Raw genomic sequence first — 21,728 nt, forward strand, 5'->3', positions numbered from 1 at the left:
AGTAGTCGGGTTTTCAAAGGAGAGATAACATGAAAGTTTCACAAAAGGCAGAGGAAGCAAGCAGAGTAGATGGGAAATGGAAGGAATATTATCTCCACACATTGGAGGCCATGCATAAGGATTATAATCCGGATAATCATCTACTGCGGAGGCCGTTTACGAGCCCGGGGTATCATACGGCGATTAAAGCAGCGGATTTTGTTCATCCCACCAGAGAAGCACTTGATTACGCATTGGCACTCTTAGACAGTGGTGACGTTTCGTTCAAGATCAGGGCTTTTGATATCATTCGGACGATGGTATCGCTTCAAGATCAGGATCCTGCCTCAGCTACATTTGGCATCTGGTCCTGGTTCTGGGAGGAACCGCTTGCGCAAATGGCGCCTCCAGATTGGAATTGGGCTGACTTTTGCGGAAAAAAGTTATTAATCATGCTAATCAAGTTTGGTCACGAGATGCCGGAGGATTTGCGCAGGCAAACGGAGCAAGCCATAAGAAACAGCTGTGAGGCGATTATCAAGCGCAATGTAGGACCCCAATACACGAATATTGCTATTATGGGAGCCTTTGTCACTCTGGTGGCGGGCGAATGGCTGAAGGATGCAAATTTTCTAACCTACGGATTGAACCGATTGGAGAAATTCTTTAACTATACGAAGCAATACGGCGCTTTTCTGGAATATAATAGTCCCACCTACAGCATCGTTTCAATCGTTGAATTGTCGGGCATCGATTGTTACACTTCGATTCCCAAAGCGCTGAAAATGACGGAGGAGCTTCTGGATATGACTTGGGCGATGGTGGCGGAGCATTTTCACCCGGTGCTGAAACAATGGTCAGGCCCTCACAGCAGATCATATGATACCTTTCTCACTGCTGCCAAACTATCCTTCTTACAGATGGCTTGTGATAATGCCGTCCCATTCATAGCAATGGCAGATTTTGAGTATGAGCTTGAATGGTATGGAAAGGGCATCCGTTGTCCGGAGCGTTACTGGAAGCTGTTCCAGGAACCGGGCGTGAGGGAATTGATTCAGCCACAGCCGCCATCAGGCGATAACCATCATCGCATTGCCTATACATTTATGAACCCAGACCTCTCCATCGGCTCATTTAGCAGTGGCATCATGTGGAATCAGAGTCGAAACTTGATCGGATATGTTAAAAGTGGCAAGACTGGAAGCGTTTATGTCCAGCTGAGGGTGCTTAAAGATGGGTATGACTATTGCTCTGCCGCATATCACGGGCAACAGCAGGAGACGAATGTACTGTTCGGGATCCAATTTCTCACGGACGGCGGGGATACGCATCCGAATCTGGATCTTGCAAACGGGCGCATTACGACATCCGATTTGCGGATTCGTGTGGAGATCCGCAGCAGCGATGATTCCTTTGTTCGAGCGCAAAGCACAGAGAATTCGGCGCAAGTGGACTTGGATGGCCTGATGTTATCGATATCTAACCTTTATGGTGAGATGGATGACAAGGGACCATTCCGCTGGGAAATAACCAATGAAGCTGGGCTTATCGGCTTGGATTATGTGCTCTATTGCGGGGAACGCCAAGAGATCGATTTTCATCGCATGGCGCAAGCTTCATTTTTGTTTTCTCTCGTATTATCGGCAACAGGGGAGCTGCCGGAAGCTGCAGTTCATACCATGCAGCAGAGGATTTCGGCTGATCTTGTATTACCGGATGGCCTGCTCTCTTTGACCATCGGGAAGAAACCGGACACTCGCGCGGTTATCTTCCAATCTAATCCGCTCGAATAGAGTGAATGAAGAACCCTGCCCATACAGGAAGCGGGCAGGGTTCTTCATTTTTCAGCTTAACTGTAGGCTGCATCCGGCCATTGTTCGGATAATAGCATAAGCACGAGCCCTTGACCATACAGCGTAGGATAGCAGGGAATAGATTGGTAGGCTTCAATTGAAGGCATAACAGGAGTGCCGCCAGAGACGCCCATTACCTCACCTTCCAGCGTTATCTTGTTCAAAACGGCTTCGCGAGTACGGTAGGCGGACTTGAGGAAAGAAGGGTCTAACAGATTTTGTCGTACTGCTTTTACGATGCCGCAAGCGATTCCAGCGCTCCCGGATGTTTCTAGATAAAAGCCGGGTTGATCCATCACGGTTGCCCATAATCCATCCGCTTTTTGAAAATGGATTAAACCCTGCATCAGGTTGCGGTATTTCTCCAATAGTTCAGGCGGCACAGGGGTCAACCCGTCCTGCTCAGCCAAAATCATCGGCACTCCGACTGCGACCCACGCGTTAGCCCGGGTCCATCGAGCGGCGGACATATGGTTGCCTTCCAGGCAATTCCAACCGTGAAATAGCACGCCGGTGTCCTTATCTTGCAGTAACGTTAGATGCAGCATCAATTGATGAATGGCTTCGACTGCATAAACTCTTTTTCCTGTTAAACGTCCGAGCCGTGCCAGAAACAATACAGCCATAAAGATTGTATCCGCCCAAACCTGCTCAGGGAAGCTGGCATTCTCTGTAACGGTATGCTCGAAAGCCCCCTCCCTCGTCCGTGGGGCAGCGTAAAGCATCCAATCGCCAATGCGTTCGGATATCTCCAGATAGCGGTGATCTTGTGTGTGGCGGTAAAGTGCAGGGAAAATTGCAAAAGGTGCCATAGAATTAATCACCTTTGCCTGTTCTGCTTTATGCAAGTTAGCATGTGTCCATTGGAGCAGCGTGTCCATTACTTCCTTTTGTTTGGTATTCTCATAATATTCCAAAATAGCTATAGCGCCTACACCAGGCACCCAATCCCAATTGTGAAAGTCCATCCCCCATTTCCCGGTATGGTCCAGCAGCATGTATTCATACACTTTTCTAGCTGTTTGCGTCACGGCGTCACTTATATTCGCTTGTGGCATTAAGGTTTCCTCCCCTATTGCAAGAATGGTTTCTACTCTGACTATACGCATTATGCGGAAACAAAGCTTGGCGGATGTTCTTCTTTGTATTGGGGAATTGTCCATAATGAAGATCAGGAGGATATAACAATGGAGCGACTTCATGCACAGCATGATTGGGTGGATATAGAGACAAATGAAGGCTTATCGTTATTTCCCGTGAATTGTGTATTTCGAGATTCGCAATTGAATCAACGTCACTTCCACTCCCACTTTGGGTATGAATTATATTTCTGCATGCAAGGAAATGGAAGTTTCATTGCCGGTGATAGACTGCATACCTTGGAAAGGGCTACCCTTACTATCGTCAGGCCGATGGTTTTGCACCACTCCAAACCAGATAACCGTATCCCTTTTCATCGTTTTGTACTCGCGGTTGAAGAGAGCTATCTGCAGAGGTTGTTTGGCGATGACGAAGGCGAATACGAAGAGTTGAATGTGAATGAAAACGCGAACCAGTTTCGCAGCCTTGCCCAATGGATTGCTAAAACGGATCAGGATTCGTGTCATTTGCAGTTGAACCCGCTCCAAATGCTAAAAGCCAAGGCAACCCTAGAACAATTAGCACAGGAAATTATGAAGAAGCAGTCGCATTTTCCGATGATGGTCAAAAGCCTCATGCTCCAATTGTTTGCAGACCTTGGCCGTTTTCACTTAGAGTCGAACAAACTTCGGAATGAATCCGAAGGGCTTAAGCAGCTTGTGGAGCGTATGCTAAACTATTTGATCACTCACTATCAGGAAACAATTAGCCTGAATCGTTTGTGCAGGCAATTTTCAATATCGCGCTCTTATATGTACCAGATCTTTAAGCAGTATACAGGCACAACAATGAATGAATTTCTCGTTGCTTACCGAATAAATAAGGCTAAGGACTTGCTCCATAACATTGCAGACCCGATCACTGAAATTGCAATATCAGTCGGTTTCAACGACATCTCTCATTTTTGCCATACGTTTAAGCGCCAAACAGGCGTGACTCCTAGTCAGTACCGCGTTAAGCAAGCTAGTTTTTGATTCACCAAGTCTTTTCACAGGCTGGTTAATGTTATTCTCTACTAATTCCCGCTTGGGATTATTTCATAGGAATCACCTCCAAAATGTAACCCAACAGCTGCACTATACATAAATTGAGAACCCAAATGACATGGTCATCTGAGTTCTTTTTTGTTGTTATTATTCCTGCCCTTTTGACCTGTATCCCTTTGCCTCAGGGAGAAAGTGTGGTAATTGGATCATCATAAAACAGAATAACGCTTACATGACTTTAGTCATGTAAATTAATGTCGAAAACGACCGAATTAGTGAATTTCTTCATCTATTATAGTTCATTAGAATTACTTATAATGAGGATAGAATGATTGGAACAATTTTCAAAAAAATGCCTGAGTGGTTTGGGGGAAGGTTGCCAGGTTAATATAATTATATGAAATTCATACAAGAGAGAGAGGGATTTTATGAAAAATAAATTAAGATTACTCGTTTGCTATCTGCTTATTTGTGCTATTGTACCAATTAATTTAACTTATGCTGCTATTCCTGATCAAGACGGAGATGGTATTCACATGGATGATATCGTTCATTTTCTTTCTCTGCCGTCAGAATTACCACCACTATCTAGTTCAGAAATAAGAGATTTATTGGATCAGATTGTTCCAAAAATAGCTATGCCAACTGCTGCTGATGTAGCCGCAGGGATTACGAATATATCTGCCCCGGCTGTAGATGCGACAAGTTTGATACTTCCAACCGTGCCTAGTGGATATAACATTGCTATATCTAGTTCTGATAATGATCAAGTAATAGGATTAGAAGGTATAATAAATCCACCAGCTGCCTTAACCACTGTCAATGTAATTTTAACGGTAACTAGGGTTTATGATAGCTCCCCCGCGAATACAGGTGAAATTACTGTAACCGTTCCTGCAAGATCCCCAACAGCGCAAGATGTAGCTTCTGGAATATCAAGCTTAGTGGCACCAATTACAAATGAGGGGTACATGCCGTTACCAACGTTACCATCTGGATATACCATTACTTTATTTAGTTCTAGTAATGAACAAGTGGTAAGTAATACAGGAGCGATTGTACCTCCATTAGCTGCAACACCAGTCGATCTAGTGTTCACCATTAGAAAAATATCAACCAACACCAATGCAAATACAACATCCCTTTCTGTTACAATACCTGCCCGATCTAGGATAACTGTAGGTGGAACGGTAACAGCGAGTGGGGCTTTAACTGGTGGTGAAGGAATGGACAAAGCATTCGATGGTAACCCAAATACGAAATGGTATAATAATGCTTCAAAAACAGGCTGGATTCAATATCAGTTAACCAAGCCTCATATTGTTACTACCTATTCGGTCGCTTCCGCTAATGATTCTCCAGGCAGGGATCCGAGGGATTGGACATTGAAGGGTTCGAATGATGATACAAATTGGACTACATTGGATACGAGAACAAGTGAAATGTTTACGGATCGACTTCAGACGAAAACCTATACAATCAACAATAGCACGTCTTACCTTTACTATCGGTTGGAAGTGACAGGGAATGCTGGGGATCCAGGAACTCAGTTATCTGAGATTGCGCTTTATGGAATACCTACGACGAGTGTTATTGATTTGTCTATCAATTCCGAAAGCGGGGTTGGATTCGGTTCATCAACATCAGATGAAAAGAAGAGATGGCAGACCTTTAAAGCCAACAATTATCCTAAAATGACAAGTGTTGAAGTAAAAATTCGCAAAATTGGTTTGGGTACAACCCACTCAGATGTAACTGTCGAACTGTTTGCTACTATTGCTACTAATAATGTTATAACTCCAATTGGGACTGCGCTTGCTTCACAAAAGATATTATCCGGCGACGTTGGAGCATCGTTCAGCTCAATAAATGTACCCTTAATCTATAACGGACTGACCAATGGGGTCCAATACGCAATTGTTTTGGGACAAACAGTGAATTCTACAGACAAATATGAATGGAGTGTCAATTCGGGTAATAGAGCCGGCCTGAACTTTGGTAAATTTAACGGAATTTCGATTTGGAAAGATGAACAGTTTATAGGCTGGTTAAAGCTTAATGTATCTTATTAAATAACTATATATTTGGAAAAATGAAAACAACCTTCCGGTCGGGAGGTTGTTTCTTGTGAGCATTGTTTACAGGATGGAATTTAGCGAGTCAGAAACCGATAAATGATTTAGTAAACCAATCTTATGGAATATTTCCTAATTAGCGTCGTCTGGGAGGGACAATAACCTTTACACACCGATTGAATCAGCCTAGTGTAAGCGTAATGGAATAAGTTAATAGGCAAAGGAAGAGGAGTTCTAGTATGGATGATTTCAATATAAAGCAAATCAACCTGGATCAAATAGATATTACTGACTTGGTGAACGAAAGTTTAAGTGAAGGGCATCGCCATATAAGTCGTTTACTTGAGGAGTATAGCAACGGGGAAAATAGATTTTCTGAAGAAGGTGAAGCACTTTTTGCAGTATTTTTAAAAGATCGAATTATTGGAATAGGTGGTTTAAACAAAGATCCTTATCTAAAAGAAAATAGCATTGGTCGTGTCCGTAGGCTTTATGTATTGAAGGAATATAGAAAACTTGGTGCAGGTAGAGGGTTAATGGACAGAATCATTCAAGAGGCAAGGAAGCATTATACCGCAATTGTGCTTAATACAAATAATCCGGTAGCAGATAAATTTTATAGCTCACTCGGTTTCTCGAACCATCCAACATATCTTAATTCAACTCATTATTTACCATTATGAATAAACAATTTATTTTTGTTGGTGGAAAAATGGAATGCGTATAAATTAGATAAATATAGCAATAGTAGTTATTATGATTCAGTAGGTACAGACGATTACAGGAGGTAAATATGGAAAGTTATACACTTTTAATGGTAATACACAGTCAACTAGAAAGTTGGACAAAACTAAAGAGGTAATAGCGAATTATTTTGTGAAAGAGTCGATTGGAAAATATGCAATTGTGATAAAAGAAAGCAATAAAATGATTGGAGCGATTGAGTTCAGGGTGAAGGAAGCTAACAAAAGCGGCGACCTAGGTTTTACATTAAGCAGGTATTACTGGGGGAAAGGCTACATGACCGAAGCAGGCAAATTAATATTGGGACTAGCTTTCAATATATTGGATTTAGAGCGAGTGTATGCTATGCATGATATTAAGAATCCAGCTTCTGGTAAAGTAATGAGTCGCTTAGGGATGACAAATGAAGGAATCCTGCGGAGAAGTCACATGCTAAAGGGTGAATTTGCAGATAGTGCTCATTATTCTATTTTGAAAGAGGAATATGTGAATGCTAAGAACGAGGATATGTACACAAAGTAATTTAACAAATATAATTAAAGACGATTCTACTAAATTTAAGTGAGGCGGTAAATAAAATGGAAACAGGTCAAAATATTAAAATAACAAGCGATAATAAACAACTTTAAAAAATATACGGAAGCTTCAAAATAAGATTGGGCTGTAATACAAAAAGATCGCACTTCACTTGGCCAAAATGGCTTTGGGAGTGCGTTCTTTTTAACAAGCATTAATAAAAATAACTCAAGTCGGCTTCATAATCATAAATATAAATAACACTAAGCCAATAAGGGAAGCCAAGCGAGCTGAACCTAAGGCTTTACTTAACTGTGAGGCTTGAGGGGCTGGTAGTGTTAGAAAGGATTGATTAGCTGGAACTTCGACCCATGCCGTCAGGCTTTTGATCCATCGAGGTCCAATCGCAACAACGATTACTTGAATGATTATAAACAAAATCAATGAACCCAGTAACCATAATTGTGTAAACGCCCCATATTCTCCGACAAAGACAAGTATTAATCCAGTTACTACAGCCAAAGTACCTAAGATTTTGGGGAAAAGCTCAAGAATTCTACCCATTCTCAGTGAAAATTTTAACTCAGTAGCAGATTGGTTTTTTCGCAAAATAATCAGGAAAGCATAAGTTGGACCTATCCCAATAATTGCAGATAATACATGAACCAAGACAAGCCATTTCAAATGTAAAATCCCCTTTTTCGAGTGATGTGCAGATTACTCCAGTATGTGGTGCTTTAAATTAGTAACACCTGTTTTTTCTAATAGTTCCAACAGTTTAGGATTAGCTGAGAATGCTTCGAACTTTTCAATACTCTCCCAATTCTGTACCAGAATCACTTCGTTAGAATTAAGATCTGCAGAATAGACCTGCGTTCCTGTGCAGCCTGCCAATTGACGTAATTCCTCACCCTCATAATATTTTACTTTCCATGCTTCAAAATTAGGTACAGTCAATGTTGATAATACGTTTGCCATCTTGTATCTCTCCTTTATAGTGGGGGATAATTCTTACCCTAAACATATCATCATTTACTTGTGCCGCGTACTATACGACCGTATAAATCTACGTTATACTTAAGTATAAAAGTAGGTATAATGGATTAGGAAAGATGGAGGTTCCCTTGTGGATGCAAGTCGAAAACTATCAGAAAATCGATCCATTAGACACCAAATTGAACAGTTGGAACAGCGTTTTTTTGTCGGAAGAGAACGAGAAATTGCTACATTTGAAACCTATATAAATGACACTTCATTGCCTCATAGAATCATTAACTTTTATGGAACTGGCGGAATTGGCAAAAGCTATTTACTAAATGAGCTTCGTAGAAGAACACTACAACAAGGCGTTTTTTTCATATTAATTGATAGTCATGATCTTGTTCTCACGGTTGAGTCCTTCTGCGAGCATTTATTGCATTTACTTTGTGATGTCTGCGAGATAGAACGATCTACTATTCAGCAAGAGCGAAGCTCTAACGTTGAATCATGCTTACATAATATACATAAGCTAATCGGGCAACAGAGGCTGGTCATCGCCCTAGATACCTACGAGGAAATGGGGAGCATTGATTACTGGCTAAGAGAAACCTTTATGGGGCAGCTTCATCAACAAGTACTCTTTTTAGTTGCGGGAAGAATTCCACTTCAGAATGCATGGACTGCAAATCCAGCATGGGCAAGGCTTATACTTAAGGTGCAATTGAGTGATCTGGATCGTGCATCGGTTGTAGAATATTTGGATCGCTGCTCATTGCAAGAGGAGCAACAAGGAGATGTCATCTGGGATATCTCTAAAGGTTACCCATTAACACTTTCACTACTGGCAGCGATGGCTGACTCCACCCAAACCAAGCAATTATATAAAATGAACGAAGCAGAAATTCTGCCCTTAGTTATCAAAAGATGGCTTCTGGAGGTGCCAGAGGCTGATCTCCGTTTACTTGTAGAAGCAGCAGCAATAGCACGGCAGTTCAATCAAGAATTTCTCGCTTTTATTATCGGTGAAACGATATCTCAACAAGCCTTTGATCAATTGATCCAATTATCCTTTGTGAAACGTATCGAACGTGGATGGATGCTCCATGATATGGTAAGAGAGTCAATCCAACGAGAGCTGCGCGTTCGGGCTCCTCAGCGCTTTGAAACAATTCGTCATAATTGCATTCTGTACTACTATGAAAAAATTGTCGGAAGAATTGGAATAAAGCAGTTGGGTTGGGAAACATCTGAGCTTTACTACTACGTTTCTGGTAGTATGATTCGGACCATGGTATATGAAGAATCTACCTTTATAGTGAGATTTGAAACTTTGCGATATGAAGAGTTAAACGAAGCAAGAGAATATATAAGAAAGCGGAAATTAGACTCCAAAGAATCGGTAATCAAAATATTTGATCCTGGAGTGAATCGATTGGTTGATTACTCTATATCGTCTGAGCTGAGTATTCTAGGTTTAATGGCTTTGGAGAAATTGGATGAATTATTTGCTTTAGGTAAGGATGTTCTGAGTATTGCCCGTAACGAACAAGGGGAGACCGTAGGTTTGTCCGCAATGATTCCCATTCATTATAAGACTTTGCCATTCTTGATGGTCGAGCCTTTTTCCCGGGCTTATTTCCATAGTCTAAATGAGGCTAGTATAGCTAGCTTATCCGTCCCTGAACACGATTCTGCTGGTTGGTATAACCAGATAATTGATGTTGTAGATTTTGGCAATCCTGCTTTGCGTAACGCGGCTGCTTATCAGCTTTTTAATTATTTGTTAGCAGGCGAATTACTGGTTGGATCTCCGCCCCCGCTGCCTTATGTTTATCGAGTTCATGAATTAGTCGGAATAGAGTACATCCCTGAAATGTATCATTATGAATATGGTGCTAAATTCCCGGCAACCTACTACGTGGTAGATACCCGCAAAGAAAAGCTAGCTGTCTTTCTCGATAAATTATTAACACAAGCCGGGATAAGTAAACGAATTAAACCAAATGTAACTCAGAAGCAGAACAGCAGAATAACAGAGCTTACCCCACGTGAACAAGAAATTGCCATTCAGCTTGTTGAAGGGTCAACCAATAATGAAATCGCCACGGCGTTATTCTTAAGTGAAATTTCCGTCAAAAAACACCTGACCTCTATTTTTCGCAAATTTGATGTTAAAAACCGCACCCAGCTTGCTAAACATTTAAATCAGGCCAATAAGGCAGCAGAGTAAAACAAAATTAACTGTACTGTACGCTGGATATTTGATATTATGGTTTAAATATTTAAAATGCGATGAAGACAAAAGTAAGTAAATGAATTTTTCCACAGAGAGCTCCGGAAGCTGAAAAGGGGCAAAAAATTCTTTATTGAAAAAAGCCGTCTGAGCAGCATATCGGAACCTGATTTTGGGGGATGGTGTGACAGGAGCTCCTGTTATAGAGCTAGAGTATAAGCATTCTAAGTAATGCCGTACTTGAAGAGGCGAATATGGAGACATATTTGCGAATTTGGGTGGTACCACGGATATCTATATATCTCGTCCCTAAGACTAAATGTCTTGGGGGTGGGATTTTTTTGTTGGCAATAGGCATATAAATATCGAATTAAGAAGGGATTTGACTATCAAATGACAGATAAACTTAAAGTAGGTATTGTCGGAGGTACGGGTATGGTTGGACAACGATTTGTTCAATTACTGGATCAGCATCCTTGGTTTGAGGTAACGGTTATCGCAGCTAGCGCCGGCTCGGCTGGTAAAACTTATGAGGAATCCGTGCAAGGTAGATGGAAGCTATCTAGTGCAATTCCTGAAGGTGTGAAGAATATCATTGTTCAGGATGCTTCAAAAGTGGAGGAAGTAGCTGCGCATGTCGATTTTATTTTCTGTGCAGTGGATATGAAAAAAGATGAAATTAAAGCACTGGAAGAAGCTTATGCCAAAACAGGCACGCCTGTTATTTCTAATAACTCGGCTCACCGCTGGACTCCTGATGTTCCGATGGTTATTCCGGAAATTAATCCTGGGCATTTACAAGTGATAGCAGCACAGAGAAAGCGCTTGGGAACCTCATCTGGATTTATTGCTGTAAAGCCCAATTGTTCGATTCAGAGCTACGTGCCAGCACTTCATGCGCTGCTGGACTTCAAGCCAAGAACAGTGGTTGCCTCGACTTATCAGGCCATATCCGGAGCAGGAAAGAACTTTACTGATTGGCCGGATATGTTGGATAATGTCATTCCTTACATTGGCGGCGAGGAAGAAAAAAGCGAGCAAGAGCCGCTGCGTATCTGGGGTAGTGTTATCAATGATCAAATTGTAAAAGCAACTGCACCTTTAATTACCACTCAATGTATTCGCGTTCCAGTCACGGATGGACATTTGGCTACGGTATTTGTTGACTTCGAGAACAAGCCTTCGAAAGAAGAAATTCTCGAGCGCTGGCTGAATTTCAAAGGACGGCCGCAGGAGCTTGGTTTGCCAAGCGCACCAAAGCAGTTCATTACGTATTTTGCAGAAGAGAACAGACCGCAGACGAAGCTTGATCGTGATATTGAGCGTGGTATGGGAGTTTCGGTGGGTAGATTGCGTGAAGATTCCATTTACGATTATAAATTTGTTGGACTTTCTCATAATACTTTACGCGGGGCAGCGGGCGGTGCTGTTCTGATCGCTGAACTGCTTAAAGCGGAAGGCTACATTCAGGCAAAGTAAGCGAGCATGCAAAATGAATGGTAAAGACAGCCAAAACAGTTAGTTCCTCGATACTTTCGGGGGCTTACTGTTTTTTTTTACCAGTGTTCTCTTGATGTCGGATAGATTTACGCATAAAATTATTGACAAAGGAAAGGAAGGATATCTTATGCAGGATTTACATACATTGATGGAATGGGTTAAACAGTTTAGTCAGGAGCGGGAGTGGGATCAATTCCATAATCCAAAGGATTTGTCGATTGGCATGGTGACGGAGGCTGCTGAGCTTTTGGATATTTTTCGCTTTAAAACATCGGAGGATATGCAGCTTTTAATGGTGAATGAGAAAGGTAGAGAGCATATTGGTGAAGAATTGGCAGATGTTATGTACTTCTTGCTGCGGTTTGCTGATATGTATAAATTTGATCTTGCTGATGAGCTGAAACAGAAGCTGCAAAAAAATGCTCTGAAGTATCCCGTAGATACATCAAAAGGATCCAATAAGAAATATACGGAAGGTTAGAAGAATATAGGTTCTTATTACATTTACATGGAAAAAAGCAGGGGAAATGCAACAAGATGTCGAATTTTAAGGCGATGGATACCTAGATAAACGTAAAGTTGAATTGTTGGAACGGCGAGATAGCTGCCACGTATTCTAAATATAGGTAAAGGAGGTATACGTGTTGGCTGGTACAAAGAACATAAAACTACTGGGACTTATTCTGGGTGTAGTGGTTTTGAATATTGTTGTGCTTTCTCCCGGATTTATTGGGGTCGATATAGGCGGAGGTGCGCTCTCAACCGCAATTGGAGTAACGCTGCTATTCGCTAGTACACTCGTGTTGCTATATGGAAGTTATGTCATATTACTTAAGCAACCCGTTGTTATACCTATAAAACTAATCAAAACGCATGAAGATTACGTCGAAGCTTTGACTCAATATAGACGTGTAAAGGCACTGGAAAGTGATATCGTGCTTGCTTTGGAGCAGATGGAGCGGATAAGGAAGAAGAAGGATACCTTGATGAATGTCCTGAATCAAAGATTCGATCCGACTGAGCTAAGCTACAAGAAGTTTGCTTCCGTAACTTTGGAGGTGGAAAAGGTATTCTATCTGAATGTAAGAAGCGTCTTGAACAGGCTCAACGTCTTCGACGAGTCGGAGTTTGAGAGTGTGATGAATAAGAAATCAACTCATTTCTCACCTGAGCTTCTTCAAGAGAAAGCCCTTGTTTACAACGAGTACCTGTCGTTCGTGAAAGGTTCACTTGGCTCTAATGAGGAAATCCTGCTGAAGCTGGATAAGCTGCTGTTGGAAATTTCCCGCTTAGACAGCTTTGAGCCAGGGGATATTGAGCAAATGCCTTGTATGCAGGAAATCGACGCGTTGATCAAGCAAACTAAATACTATAAACAGTAAGAGGTGCCAAATGACTAAAAAAGGTAAGTTTTTTCTGCTAGCGGTTTTTATCGTGGCCTTGGTATTTGCACTTGTTTATTATGGTATCAATTTAACCTCGAATTTAGGGAAATCAAAAACGGAGGTAACCTCAGAAAATGCGGGGAAACAATTAAATAAGCTGTATTCCAGCATTTCTGTCTCTAGTGAAGCGCCGATAAAAGGTCAAATAGACCTTAACCCTGCTGATGTAGGGGAGTCGTTGCCGGATATCTCGAAGTTTGCCATTTCTGTAACCAATACGACCGATAACTTTGTAGAGATTTTCTCGTCTACTGAGAAATCGGGTACAGGAATAGACGGTTGGTTAAACGGCGTAGCGAATGATTTCAACAAAGCGAATATTGCTGTAGGCGGGAAACCTGCCTCTGTGAAGATTCGCAATATAGCTTCGGGGACAGCGGCCGATTATATCAAGTCCGGTAAATATGTGCCTGACGCCTACACGCCATCCAATGAGCTATGGGGTGAGATGGTAAAGGCGAGTGGCGTTAAGACTCAAACTGTTTCTAAGCGTTTAGTAGGCAATGTTCCCGGTATCGTCATAGCCAAGGCAAAGTATGATACTTTGGTAGCTAAGTACGGCTCAGTAAATGTCAAAACCATTACCGAAGCGATTTCCAATAACGAGTTATCTTTTGGATATACAGATCCCTTTGCCAGCTCCACAGGCTTAAACTTTCTCGTAACGGCGCTTAATTCTTTTGATAGCACTAATATTCTCGGAGAAAAGGCTGTTCAGGGGTTTGAGAAGTTTCAAGCCAACGTGCCTTTTATTGCATCAACAACGCTTCAAATGCGCGATGCAGCTAAGTCGGGTAGCTTGGATGGGTTTGTTCTCGAATACCAAACCTATGTCAATGCGGCCGACTTGAAGAATGGGTATGTCTTTACCCCTTTTGGAGTTAGGCATGATAGCCCGTTGTTCGCATTAGGTGACCTGCCGCAAGCTAAATTAGACATCATAAAGAAGTTTGCTGAGTTTGTCGCACAGGATAAATACCAGCAATCCGCGAAGGATAATGGCTTCAACGGACTTGATACTTACAAATCGGAGCTAAATGCAGTAGATGGCAGCCTGCTGTCCTCCGCACAAAAGCTCTGGAAAGAAAAGAAGAACAGCAATAAAGCTATCGCGGCCGTCTTCGTAACCGATGTGTCTGGCAGTATGTCAGGAGAACCGATGAACCGCATGAAGGAATCCCTCATAAAAGGGCAGAAGTATCTAGGCAAGGATAACAGTATCGGTCTGGTTTCCTATTCTAATGCGGTAACGATTAACCTTCCTATTGCTAAGTATGATACGAACCAGCAGTCCATGTTTGTTGGTGCAGTCAACAGTCTGCAAGCGAGCGGCGGTACAGCTACTTTTGATGGAATTGTTGTGGCATTGAAGATGCTCCAAGATCAGATGGCGCTTGATCCAAGTATTAAGCCGATTATCTTCGTCATGAGTGATGGCGAGACTAATCAGGGGTTATCGCTGAAAGACATTAGAGGCTTGATCGAGACCTATAAGGTTCCGATTTACACCATTGGCTACAATGCAGATATTAAGGCACTTCAAAGTATATCAAGCATCAACGAGGCAGCTAGTATTAATGCAGATACAGATGATGTTGTTTACAAGCTCGGAAACCTGTTTAACGTTCAAATGTAATTTATTCAAAAATATGCTTACGAGGAGGATTGCAATGTCATTTTCGATGGAAGTAGCAAGTCCGGAAGAGATCAAGCTAGCGATAGAAGCGGAGGTTAAACCTGTACCTGAGGAGATTGCCAAGCTTAAAGAGACAGCGGATTCCAATGTTGCCATGATCATGGCTTTAGATATTGAATCTCTTGAGAAGCGGAAAGAAATCCTGCAATCCATTGATACTTTTGGTCTTAATACAATGAAATCATCCTCGGATAAGAATTCTTTACTTCAGGTTTCCGTAGGCAATCTCTCGAAAACAGGGGACGAAGGCGGTCAGGTAGCTAAAGGTTTGACTGAACTACATATTCAACTGAAGGATCTAGACCCGAGTGCCATAGATTTTGCTAAAAGTGGATTTCTCGGCAAGCTGTTCAACCCACTGCGTAGGTACTTTTTGAAGTATCAGAAAGCAGATACGATGATTGCGGATATAGTTGTTTCCTTAGATAAAGGGAAATCAATCCTCAAGAACGATAACACTACACTGGAGATCGAGCAACAAAACCTCCGGGATTTGACCAAGAGACTGCAGAAGGAAATTCAACTGGGAGTCTTAATGGATGAGTCAATCGAGGCGCAGATCGAAATGGCAAAAGTCCGTAATGAAGACCCCGATAAGGTGCGTTTTATCACGGAGGAAGTGTTATTCCCATTGCGTCAGCGGGTTATGGACCTGCAGCAAATGCTTGTAGTCAACCAACAGGGGATTATGGCAATCGAAGTGGTAATTCGTAATAATAAAGAACTAATTCGCGGGGTAGACAGAGCTAAGAATGTGACGATCTCGGCGTTGAAGATTTCCGTTACTGTTGCTAGTGCGCTCTACAACCAGAAGATTGTCTTAAAGAAGATCGAGCTATTGAATCAAACTACCAACGAACTGATTGCCAGCACTTCCAGAATGCTGAAGAATCAAGGGGCTGAGATCCATAAGCAGTCGCTTGAATCCAGTATCTCGGTAGAGACTTTGAAGACAGCTTTCACTGACGTGTTATCCGCTCTGGATTCAATCAGTACCTACAAGCAGGAAGCCCTGCCCAAAATGCGTGAAACGATCAATCAATTCCGCGAATTGGCTGATGGTGGAGAGAAGCAGATTCAGCGTCTGGAAAAAGGCCATAAGCTAGGTTTGTAATTACTCTTTCAGCAGCAACCGGCATTATGTATATTAGATTATTCAAGCTTGAGCCAGCAGTGGCTTGAGCTTTATTTTTTTAACCAAATGTGACCAATATACTTACATAATCGTGTTAATAAGTAAAGGGGGCAATTTACAATGGCAAGTAATTCGCTTCGGCCGGGCGATGATTTTCCAGAAACGTTTCAATTGTATGGCAGCATGCTGTATAGAATCGCAATAATTCATCTAGGTAATAAAGAAGATGCTGAAGAAGCTTTGCAGGAAACTTTTATGAAGCTGTTGTATAAATCACCAGGTTTTAACGATCAGGAGCATGAGAAGGCCTGGTTGATTAGAGTCGTTACAAATCATTGTAAAAGCATGTTAAGAAATTTATGGCGTAGACGTGTTGTAAAGCTGGCAGGTATGGATGTCTATTTTAAAGACCCTTCTGAACGGATACTTATCGATAACGTAATGGCATTGCCTTTTAAGTACAAAGTGGTTATTCATCTTTACTATTATGAGGATTATACTGTCAGTCAAATTGCCGAGATATTGCAAATAAGCGAATCCGCAGTAAAAATGCGTTTGCAGCGTGGAAGGCAACAATTAAAGCTGGAGCTGGAAGGAGAAATAGAATGAATCGTAATGATTATAAAAATGCTATAGATCAAATAGAGCCGGATGCAGGTTTAGAGAACCGACTTGCTCAAGGGTTGCTCAGCCACAAACCAAGTCAGATTCGAATGAAACCAGTTCTATATATTCTAACTAGTTTATTGGCAGTCCTAATTATAGGCATTGTAAGTCTAAAGATTGCTGATCAACCTCCAACGGATTCTTCAGCACCTATAATAAATACGATATCGATTCCCAAAATAAAATTACCAGATAAATCTAACGATATGGCTGCTATGGTTGGTCTTGTTGTTTATAAAGGCAATATTTATACCCAAACTACCACCTCTATAGCTCCCGAGGCCGCGAAGTCGCTGCTTGGCGAAAAGCTTGGTCAGACGAAAGCAGGCATTGATGAGTGGAGCGAGATGACCGATTATGATGATTTAGCTTCGTCTATTGGAGTTACGGACATTTTTTCTGTAAAGGGTTATGACAGTGATTTCAGGATAATGTCTTACAGGGAGCAAGACGGAAAGATTTATGCAGAGCTTTATGAGCATCTTAATGGAATTATGGTCACAACAGGCAGGGATATAATAGGCAAAACGCAAATAGAGGATAACATGGAGTCTGTAAGCTGGCAGGATTATAATAGCTGGAGTGAAAGTAAGCCTGAGTTTAATCCGTACCCCATAGATCAAGCTATCCATACGTTTATGACCGCACTTTATGAAGCTAAGCCAGTTGATGAAGCTAAGCTTTATAAGGAGGGTATCTATAATGATGGAGCCGAGAATCAAAAAGTATTGTTCATTAAGCTTAAGGATCAAACGGAAGTTCGAATGTGGTTGATTAAAGGCAATTATGTAAAATATGCAAGTACATCCGTCCTTTTTCAGCTAGAGCCTGCTGCATTTTCCGCTTTATGGAACAGTATACATCCAAAAAAAGGGATTTAATTACGCTTGTCGAATAGTAAGAGATTCATTTTAGAAATTTACATTTTGTGTCGATAGAAGGGGAAGTGTGGAAAAAGTGAGAGTGAAATTAAGCAGATTTATTGCCGTATTGCTAGCTGTAATGTTATTGGTATCGGGTGTGTCGGTTTTTAATGCAGCTAAAGTGTACGCGAGTGATGACGAAGTCATTCAAATTCCAGATGCCAATTTGAAGAAAGCGCTGTTAGGCAAGGGATTAGATTCAAATGGAGACGGTGAGCTTACTCGCGGAGAGATGGCAAACTTTGGGCTGAAGAAAGAATCTGGCATAACAGAGTTTACGAGATTAGGAATAACGAATCTCTCAGGAATGGGCCCACTTAACTAATATACGGCTATTAGATTTTAGCGCAGCAAAGGTTAGTGATATCGGTCCACTTGCCACGATGAGTTCCTTAGCCGCACTTTCGATGGGTCATAATCAGATAAGTGATCTGAGTCCTATCGCGCATCTTAATAATATAGTTACTATCATCGCTGATGAAAATAATATTCAAGATATCAGCGCACTAGCGTCGATCCCTTATTTAAGAAGTGTAGATTTAAGCAATAATCAGATTAGCGATTTAAGTCCATTATCTCATGCTACGAGTCTGGATTTTCTGTATTTTAGTTCGAATCAAATTAAGAGTATTGAAGTGCTTGCCCCGATGACGAATTTGAGAGGCATATATTTTGCAGACAATCAAATATCGGATATTACACCGTTAGCCAATTTAAAGATGCTGGAAGATATATCTTTTGAGATCAATCAGATTACAGATATATCGGTTTTATCTCAATTGAGCCTCCTAAAGACTGTGTCACTTAATGGGAATAGAATTGTTGATCTTAATCCAATGGCTAACTTAACGAAGATGGTTAGTTTGCTATTGGCCGGCAACCAGATTAACGACATTGCCCCACTAGCTAATTTGAATGCTATAACAACGTTGTGGCTGATGGATAACAAAATTAATGATATTAGTCCGTTAAAGGGTATGTCTTTGCTGAAGAACTTAGCACTATCCAATAATCAAATCACGGATATATCCGTATTATCTGAGTTTCCCGAGCTTCGGAGCCTTTCCATAATTAAAAACCCAATCAGCGATGTCAGCATTATTAAGAGCTTAGCGAAGCTAAAAGAACTAAGTATTGATGATAGCTATAAGGATTCTTTGCAAGCATTGGTTGGAGGAGTGATTGAGGGAGGCAGATACAGTACGGATGTTACGATTGTTTTCGAGAAGGGTCAAGCCACGTTAAACGGTAAATCAATCACCTCGGGCACAGTCATAAGTGAAGAAGGCGCCTATGAATTGGGTCTCTCCGAGGTTACTGGAATTGGGAAAACCGTTCATTTCTTAATTGACAAGACTCCACCAATAATTACGGGTGCGATTCAAGGTGGTGTATATAAGGATGAGGTAGTTATTATCCATAATGAGGGAGAAGCCTTATTAAATGGTAAACCAGTGGGTAATGATTTTTGGATAGACCAGATTAACGGCAGCAAGAATTATAGAATCAGGGTCAGCGCTTTTGGCGATTACAACCTTGTGGTTACAGATATTGCAGGCAATCAAACGACAATTAACTTTAAGATTGAAGCACCTGAGAACCTAATAGAAGGAGTAAAAGAGAATGGAGTATACAACTCCGAAAAGGTTATAACATTCGTAGATGCGATAAGGGCAAAGCTGAACGGAAAGACATACGCCAGTGGAACAAAAATAAGTGCGTATGGCGACTATACGCTAGTGGTTACAGGAAAGAATGGCCTTGCTACGACAATACATTTTAAGATTCAGCCTGATACTGTTATAGATACACCGACAGCTGATATTCCTATGAAGGATGTATCAAAATGGGCGGAAGAGGATATACGTTATGCGCAAAGCATTGGTCTTAGCAGCCCGGTTGTTGATTTGAGCTTTACCTCATTGATTACCCGAGAGAAGTTCAGCGAGATTACAGTGAAGCTGTATGAGGGATTAACGGGCTTGAAAACGGAAGCTTACTCGGATAATCCGTTTACAGATACGAACAACGTAGAGATTGTAAAGGCTTATCATCTGGGTATTGTTAATGGAACATCGGCCAATCAATTCTCGCCTAATGCACTAATTACTCGTGAGCAACTTGCAGGAATGCTGAAAAGAGTCTTGGATCAAGCTAAGGTATCCATTCCCTATGGTTCTAAGAAAATATTTCAGGATCAGAAACAATTTTCCGCCTATGCAGTGGAAGCAATTGACTACTTATCTTCTATTGAGATAGTTAAGGGCTTGACTGAGAATACATTCGAACCCAAACAAAATGCAAGTATTGAGCAAGCGGTTGTTATGGCAAAGAGAATTCATGACCTTGCAAAAGTAGATAAGAATACTGTTAGCATGGAAGCTCCATCATCGGACAATGGTTTTTTTGGCAGTGGGAGCATGTTTACGATGTATGTAAAGGAAGTGGTGCAATATCTAGGTGTAGAGGGGACCACAAATTTATATGCATTGAAGAATGAAGGTGAGTTTACCTTGCCGGCGTATAGTGCAATCTATCTGATTGCTCCTGATTCAGTTCCGCCTGTGAATAGTTTATACGGCAATCTAGTAGTAGCTAATTCGTCCGATCAACCTATGATCATTAAGGCCAATAGCATTGATCTTTCGTTAAAAAACATGTATAGCGACAATTGGGGGTCACTTACTAATCCTGATGGCACGACAGCAGTTATGAGATCATCAGGACCCTATATGCGCATAGTAACCTATGATAAAACATTCAGCTCTGAAAAATCACTTTTCGATAATTATGGGGAAAATAAGGTGTTAGATCTTGGAAGCTGGTTTACTGTTAGACATAGCAATTAATTGACTTAAGAGAGTTGCCCATTGCCACAGAGGAGATATCACTCCGCTGTGGCTATTTGGTTACTTGACAAATTATAGTTATTGGGATAACATCTAATTTAATGAATGGTAAATTAGATGTTTATTAAATTATAAGAAGTGAGATGATATCTATGCAGCTGGATAAGGTAGTCAGTTATCATAAAGCTCTTGCAGACCCTACTAGAATAAAGCTATTAATATTGCTCGCTAACGGAGAGCTTAAAGGTCAGGATTTAGCGGAAAAGCTAAGTGTTACACCAGCAACCATAACTCATCATGCTACTAAACTTCGAGAAGCTAGCCTGATTAACGAGCGTAGGGACAAGAATACGATCTATTTTTCATTAAACGATTACTTCATCAAGAGTAATGCTACCGCAACAGAAAATTTAATTTATCGAAACGCTAACGTTAATGCTCTAAAAGAAACAGAAATTTTACAGGAGGACTATAAGCAAATGAAGGAAACGGTCATTAAAAACTTTATCACAGCCAATGGTAAACTGAAGAATCTGCCGGTACAGCTTAAGAAAAAGCTAATTGTGTTGGAGCATCTAGTGACCAATCTGGATATGGGGCGGAAGTATACGGAGAAGGAAATCAATGAATTCATTAAAAATTTCCATGAAGACTTTGCGACCATTCGCAGGGAATTTATTATGCACCAATTCATGTTTAGAGAGAATCAAATTTATGAGTTAAATCCACAAGAAATGTGGGCAAAATGGGAGACTCTATCGTGACTATTCTAGGTATATGTAGACACCTTATCATGATTCAGCGAGTAAGAAACGCTATTAAGAAGCACTCAGGAAAAAGAATCTTGTGTTTTGTAGGTGCAGACCATAATCATGCTTTATATGACGGGTTTGTTGCAGATAATGAAATTCAACTCGTATATCCTTTGAGGAAATAACGAGAGTTAGTTTTCATTTCTGGAGGACATTACGTATCTGTTGGCGAAATAAGTTAACATTATGTACTAC

19 protein-coding genes and 1 other annotated feature are annotated in these 21,728 nt (G+C 41.2%); of the genes, 16 read left to right on the top strand and 3 right to left on the bottom strand.

Annotation, left to right across the window (positions count from 1 at the left end; translation table 11 throughout):
- Nucleotides 1-29: 29 nt before the first annotated feature.
- Complete coding sequence (locus EHS13_RS04265; protein ID WP_155699177.1) at nucleotides 30-1,772, top strand: DUF8769 domain-containing protein; 1,743 nt, start codon at nucleotides 30-32, stop codon at nucleotides 1,770-1,772.
- 56 nt (nucleotides 1,773-1,828) lie between these two features.
- Here EHS13_RS04265 and EHS13_RS04270 read toward each other — a convergent pair whose 3' ends face one another.
- On the bottom strand, nucleotides 1,829-2,890 hold the full coding sequence (locus tag EHS13_RS04270) for a glycoside hydrolase family 88/105 protein (protein WP_155705216.1): 1,062 nt from the start codon (nucleotides 2,888-2,890) through the stop codon (nucleotides 1,829-1,831).
- A 129-nt stretch (nucleotides 2,891-3,019) separates the two neighbouring features.
- Between EHS13_RS04270 and EHS13_RS04275 the strand changes: the two genes are divergently transcribed.
- From EHS13_RS04275 to EHS13_RS04290, 4 genes are all read left to right on the top strand, one after another.
- The gene (locus EHS13_RS04275) at nucleotides 3,020-3,946 is read left to right on the top strand and encodes an AraC family transcriptional regulator (protein WP_155699178.1); all 927 of its coding nucleotides are present in this window, start codon (nucleotides 3,020-3,022) and stop codon (nucleotides 3,944-3,946) included.
- A gap of 440 nt (nucleotides 3,947-4,386) precedes the next feature.
- Entirely contained in the window at nucleotides 4,387-6,030 is a 1,644-nt protein-coding gene (locus EHS13_RS04280; RefSeq protein WP_155699179.1) for a discoidin domain-containing protein, read from the top strand.
- A 242-nt stretch (nucleotides 6,031-6,272) separates the two neighbouring features.
- Nucleotides 6,273-6,716, top strand: a complete 444-nt coding sequence (locus EHS13_RS04285; RefSeq protein WP_155699180.1) for a GNAT family N-acetyltransferase — start codon at nucleotides 6,273-6,275, stop codon at nucleotides 6,714-6,716.
- Nucleotides 6,717-6,873: 157 nt separating this feature from the next.
- Nucleotides 6,874-7,299, top strand: a complete 426-nt coding sequence (locus tag EHS13_RS04290) for a GNAT family N-acetyltransferase (protein WP_227013784.1) — start codon at nucleotides 6,874-6,876, stop codon at nucleotides 7,297-7,299.
- A gap of 222 nt (nucleotides 7,300-7,521) precedes the next feature.
- On the opposite strand, the gene EHS13_RS04295 is transcribed toward EHS13_RS04290, so the two are convergent.
- Both EHS13_RS04295 and EHS13_RS04300 read right to left on the bottom strand, forming a co-directional pair.
- Nucleotides 7,522-7,977, bottom strand: coding sequence for a DUF2269 family protein (locus tag EHS13_RS04295; protein ID WP_155699182.1), 456 nt, complete (start codon nucleotides 7,975-7,977; stop codon nucleotides 7,522-7,524).
- A gap of 33 nt (nucleotides 7,978-8,010) precedes the next feature.
- On the bottom strand, nucleotides 8,011-8,271 hold the full coding sequence (locus EHS13_RS04300; protein WP_155699183.1) for an antibiotic biosynthesis monooxygenase: 261 nt from the start codon (nucleotides 8,269-8,271) through the stop codon (nucleotides 8,011-8,013).
- Nucleotides 8,272-8,419: 148 nt separating this feature from the next.
- Here EHS13_RS04300 and EHS13_RS04305 point away from each other — a divergent pair, with 148 nt between their 5' ends.
- The 11 genes from EHS13_RS04305 to EHS13_RS04355 all read left to right on the top strand — a co-directional run bounded on the left by EHS13_RS04305 (nucleotide 8,420) and on the right by EHS13_RS04355 (nucleotide 21,485).
- A complete protein-coding gene (locus EHS13_RS04305; protein WP_155699184.1) occupies nucleotides 8,420-10,504 on the top strand; it encodes a helix-turn-helix transcriptional regulator in 2,085 nt (694 codons plus the stop codon).
- Between the two features lie 53 nt (nucleotides 10,505-10,557).
- Nucleotides 10,558-10,821: a binding site (T-box leader), on the top strand.
- Between the two features lie 79 nt (nucleotides 10,822-10,900).
- Nucleotides 10,901-11,986 carry an aspartate-semialdehyde dehydrogenase gene (asd, locus tag EHS13_RS04310; RefSeq protein ID WP_155699185.1) on the top strand — a complete coding sequence of 362 codons (1,086 nt, stop codon included), beginning with the start codon at nucleotides 10,901-10,903 and terminating at the stop codon, nucleotides 11,984-11,986.
- A gap of 148 nt (nucleotides 11,987-12,134) precedes the next feature.
- Nucleotides 12,135-12,488: a nucleotide pyrophosphohydrolase gene (locus EHS13_RS04315; RefSeq protein WP_155699186.1), complete on the top strand. Its 354-nt coding sequence runs from the start codon at nucleotides 12,135-12,137 to the stop codon at nucleotides 12,486-12,488.
- Between the two features lie 160 nt (nucleotides 12,489-12,648).
- The gene (locus EHS13_RS04320; RefSeq protein WP_319633417.1) at nucleotides 12,649-13,389 is read left to right on the top strand and encodes a hypothetical protein; all 741 of its coding nucleotides are present in this window, start codon (nucleotides 12,649-12,651) and stop codon (nucleotides 13,387-13,389) included.
- A 10-nt stretch (nucleotides 13,390-13,399) separates the two neighbouring features.
- Entirely contained in the window at nucleotides 13,400-15,088 is a 1,689-nt protein-coding gene (locus tag EHS13_RS04325) for a vWA domain-containing protein (protein ID WP_155699188.1), read from the top strand.
- Between the two features lie 34 nt (nucleotides 15,089-15,122).
- Nucleotides 15,123-16,262 carry a toxic anion resistance protein gene (locus tag EHS13_RS04330; RefSeq protein ID WP_155699189.1) on the top strand — a complete coding sequence of 380 codons (1,140 nt, stop codon included), beginning with the start codon at nucleotides 15,123-15,125 and terminating at the stop codon, nucleotides 16,260-16,262.
- A 141-nt stretch (nucleotides 16,263-16,403) separates the two neighbouring features.
- Nucleotides 16,404-16,892 carry an RNA polymerase sigma factor gene (locus tag EHS13_RS04335; protein ID WP_155699190.1) on the top strand — a complete coding sequence of 163 codons (489 nt, stop codon included), beginning with the start codon at nucleotides 16,404-16,406 and terminating at the stop codon, nucleotides 16,890-16,892.
- Nucleotides 16,889-17,830 carry a hypothetical protein gene (locus tag EHS13_RS04340; RefSeq protein WP_155699191.1) on the top strand — a complete coding sequence of 314 codons (942 nt, stop codon included), beginning with the start codon at nucleotides 16,889-16,891 and terminating at the stop codon, nucleotides 17,828-17,830. The genes EHS13_RS04335 and EHS13_RS04340 overlap by 4 nt, the downstream gene beginning before the upstream one ends.
- A gap of 67 nt (nucleotides 17,831-17,897) precedes the next feature.
- Nucleotides 17,898-18,197 carry a hypothetical protein gene (locus EHS13_RS04345; protein ID WP_155699192.1) on the top strand — a complete coding sequence of 100 codons (300 nt, stop codon included), beginning with the start codon at nucleotides 17,898-17,900 and terminating at the stop codon, nucleotides 18,195-18,197.
- Nucleotides 18,198-18,255: 58 nt separating this feature from the next.
- The gene (locus tag EHS13_RS04350; protein WP_155699193.1) at nucleotides 18,256-20,721 is read left to right on the top strand and encodes a leucine-rich repeat domain-containing protein; all 2,466 of its coding nucleotides are present in this window, start codon (nucleotides 18,256-18,258) and stop codon (nucleotides 20,719-20,721) included.
- A 152-nt stretch (nucleotides 20,722-20,873) separates the two neighbouring features.
- Nucleotides 20,874-21,485, top strand: a complete 612-nt coding sequence (locus EHS13_RS04355; RefSeq protein ID WP_155699194.1) for a DUF2087 domain-containing protein — start codon at nucleotides 20,874-20,876, stop codon at nucleotides 21,483-21,485.
- The last annotated feature ends 243 nt before the right edge of the window (nucleotides 21,486-21,728 follow it).

The sequence above is a fragment of the Paenibacillus psychroresistens genome (assembly GCF_009728935.1).
Classification (GTDB): Bacteria; Bacillota; Bacilli; order Paenibacillales; family NBRC-103111; genus Paenibacillus_AC; species Paenibacillus_AC psychroresistens.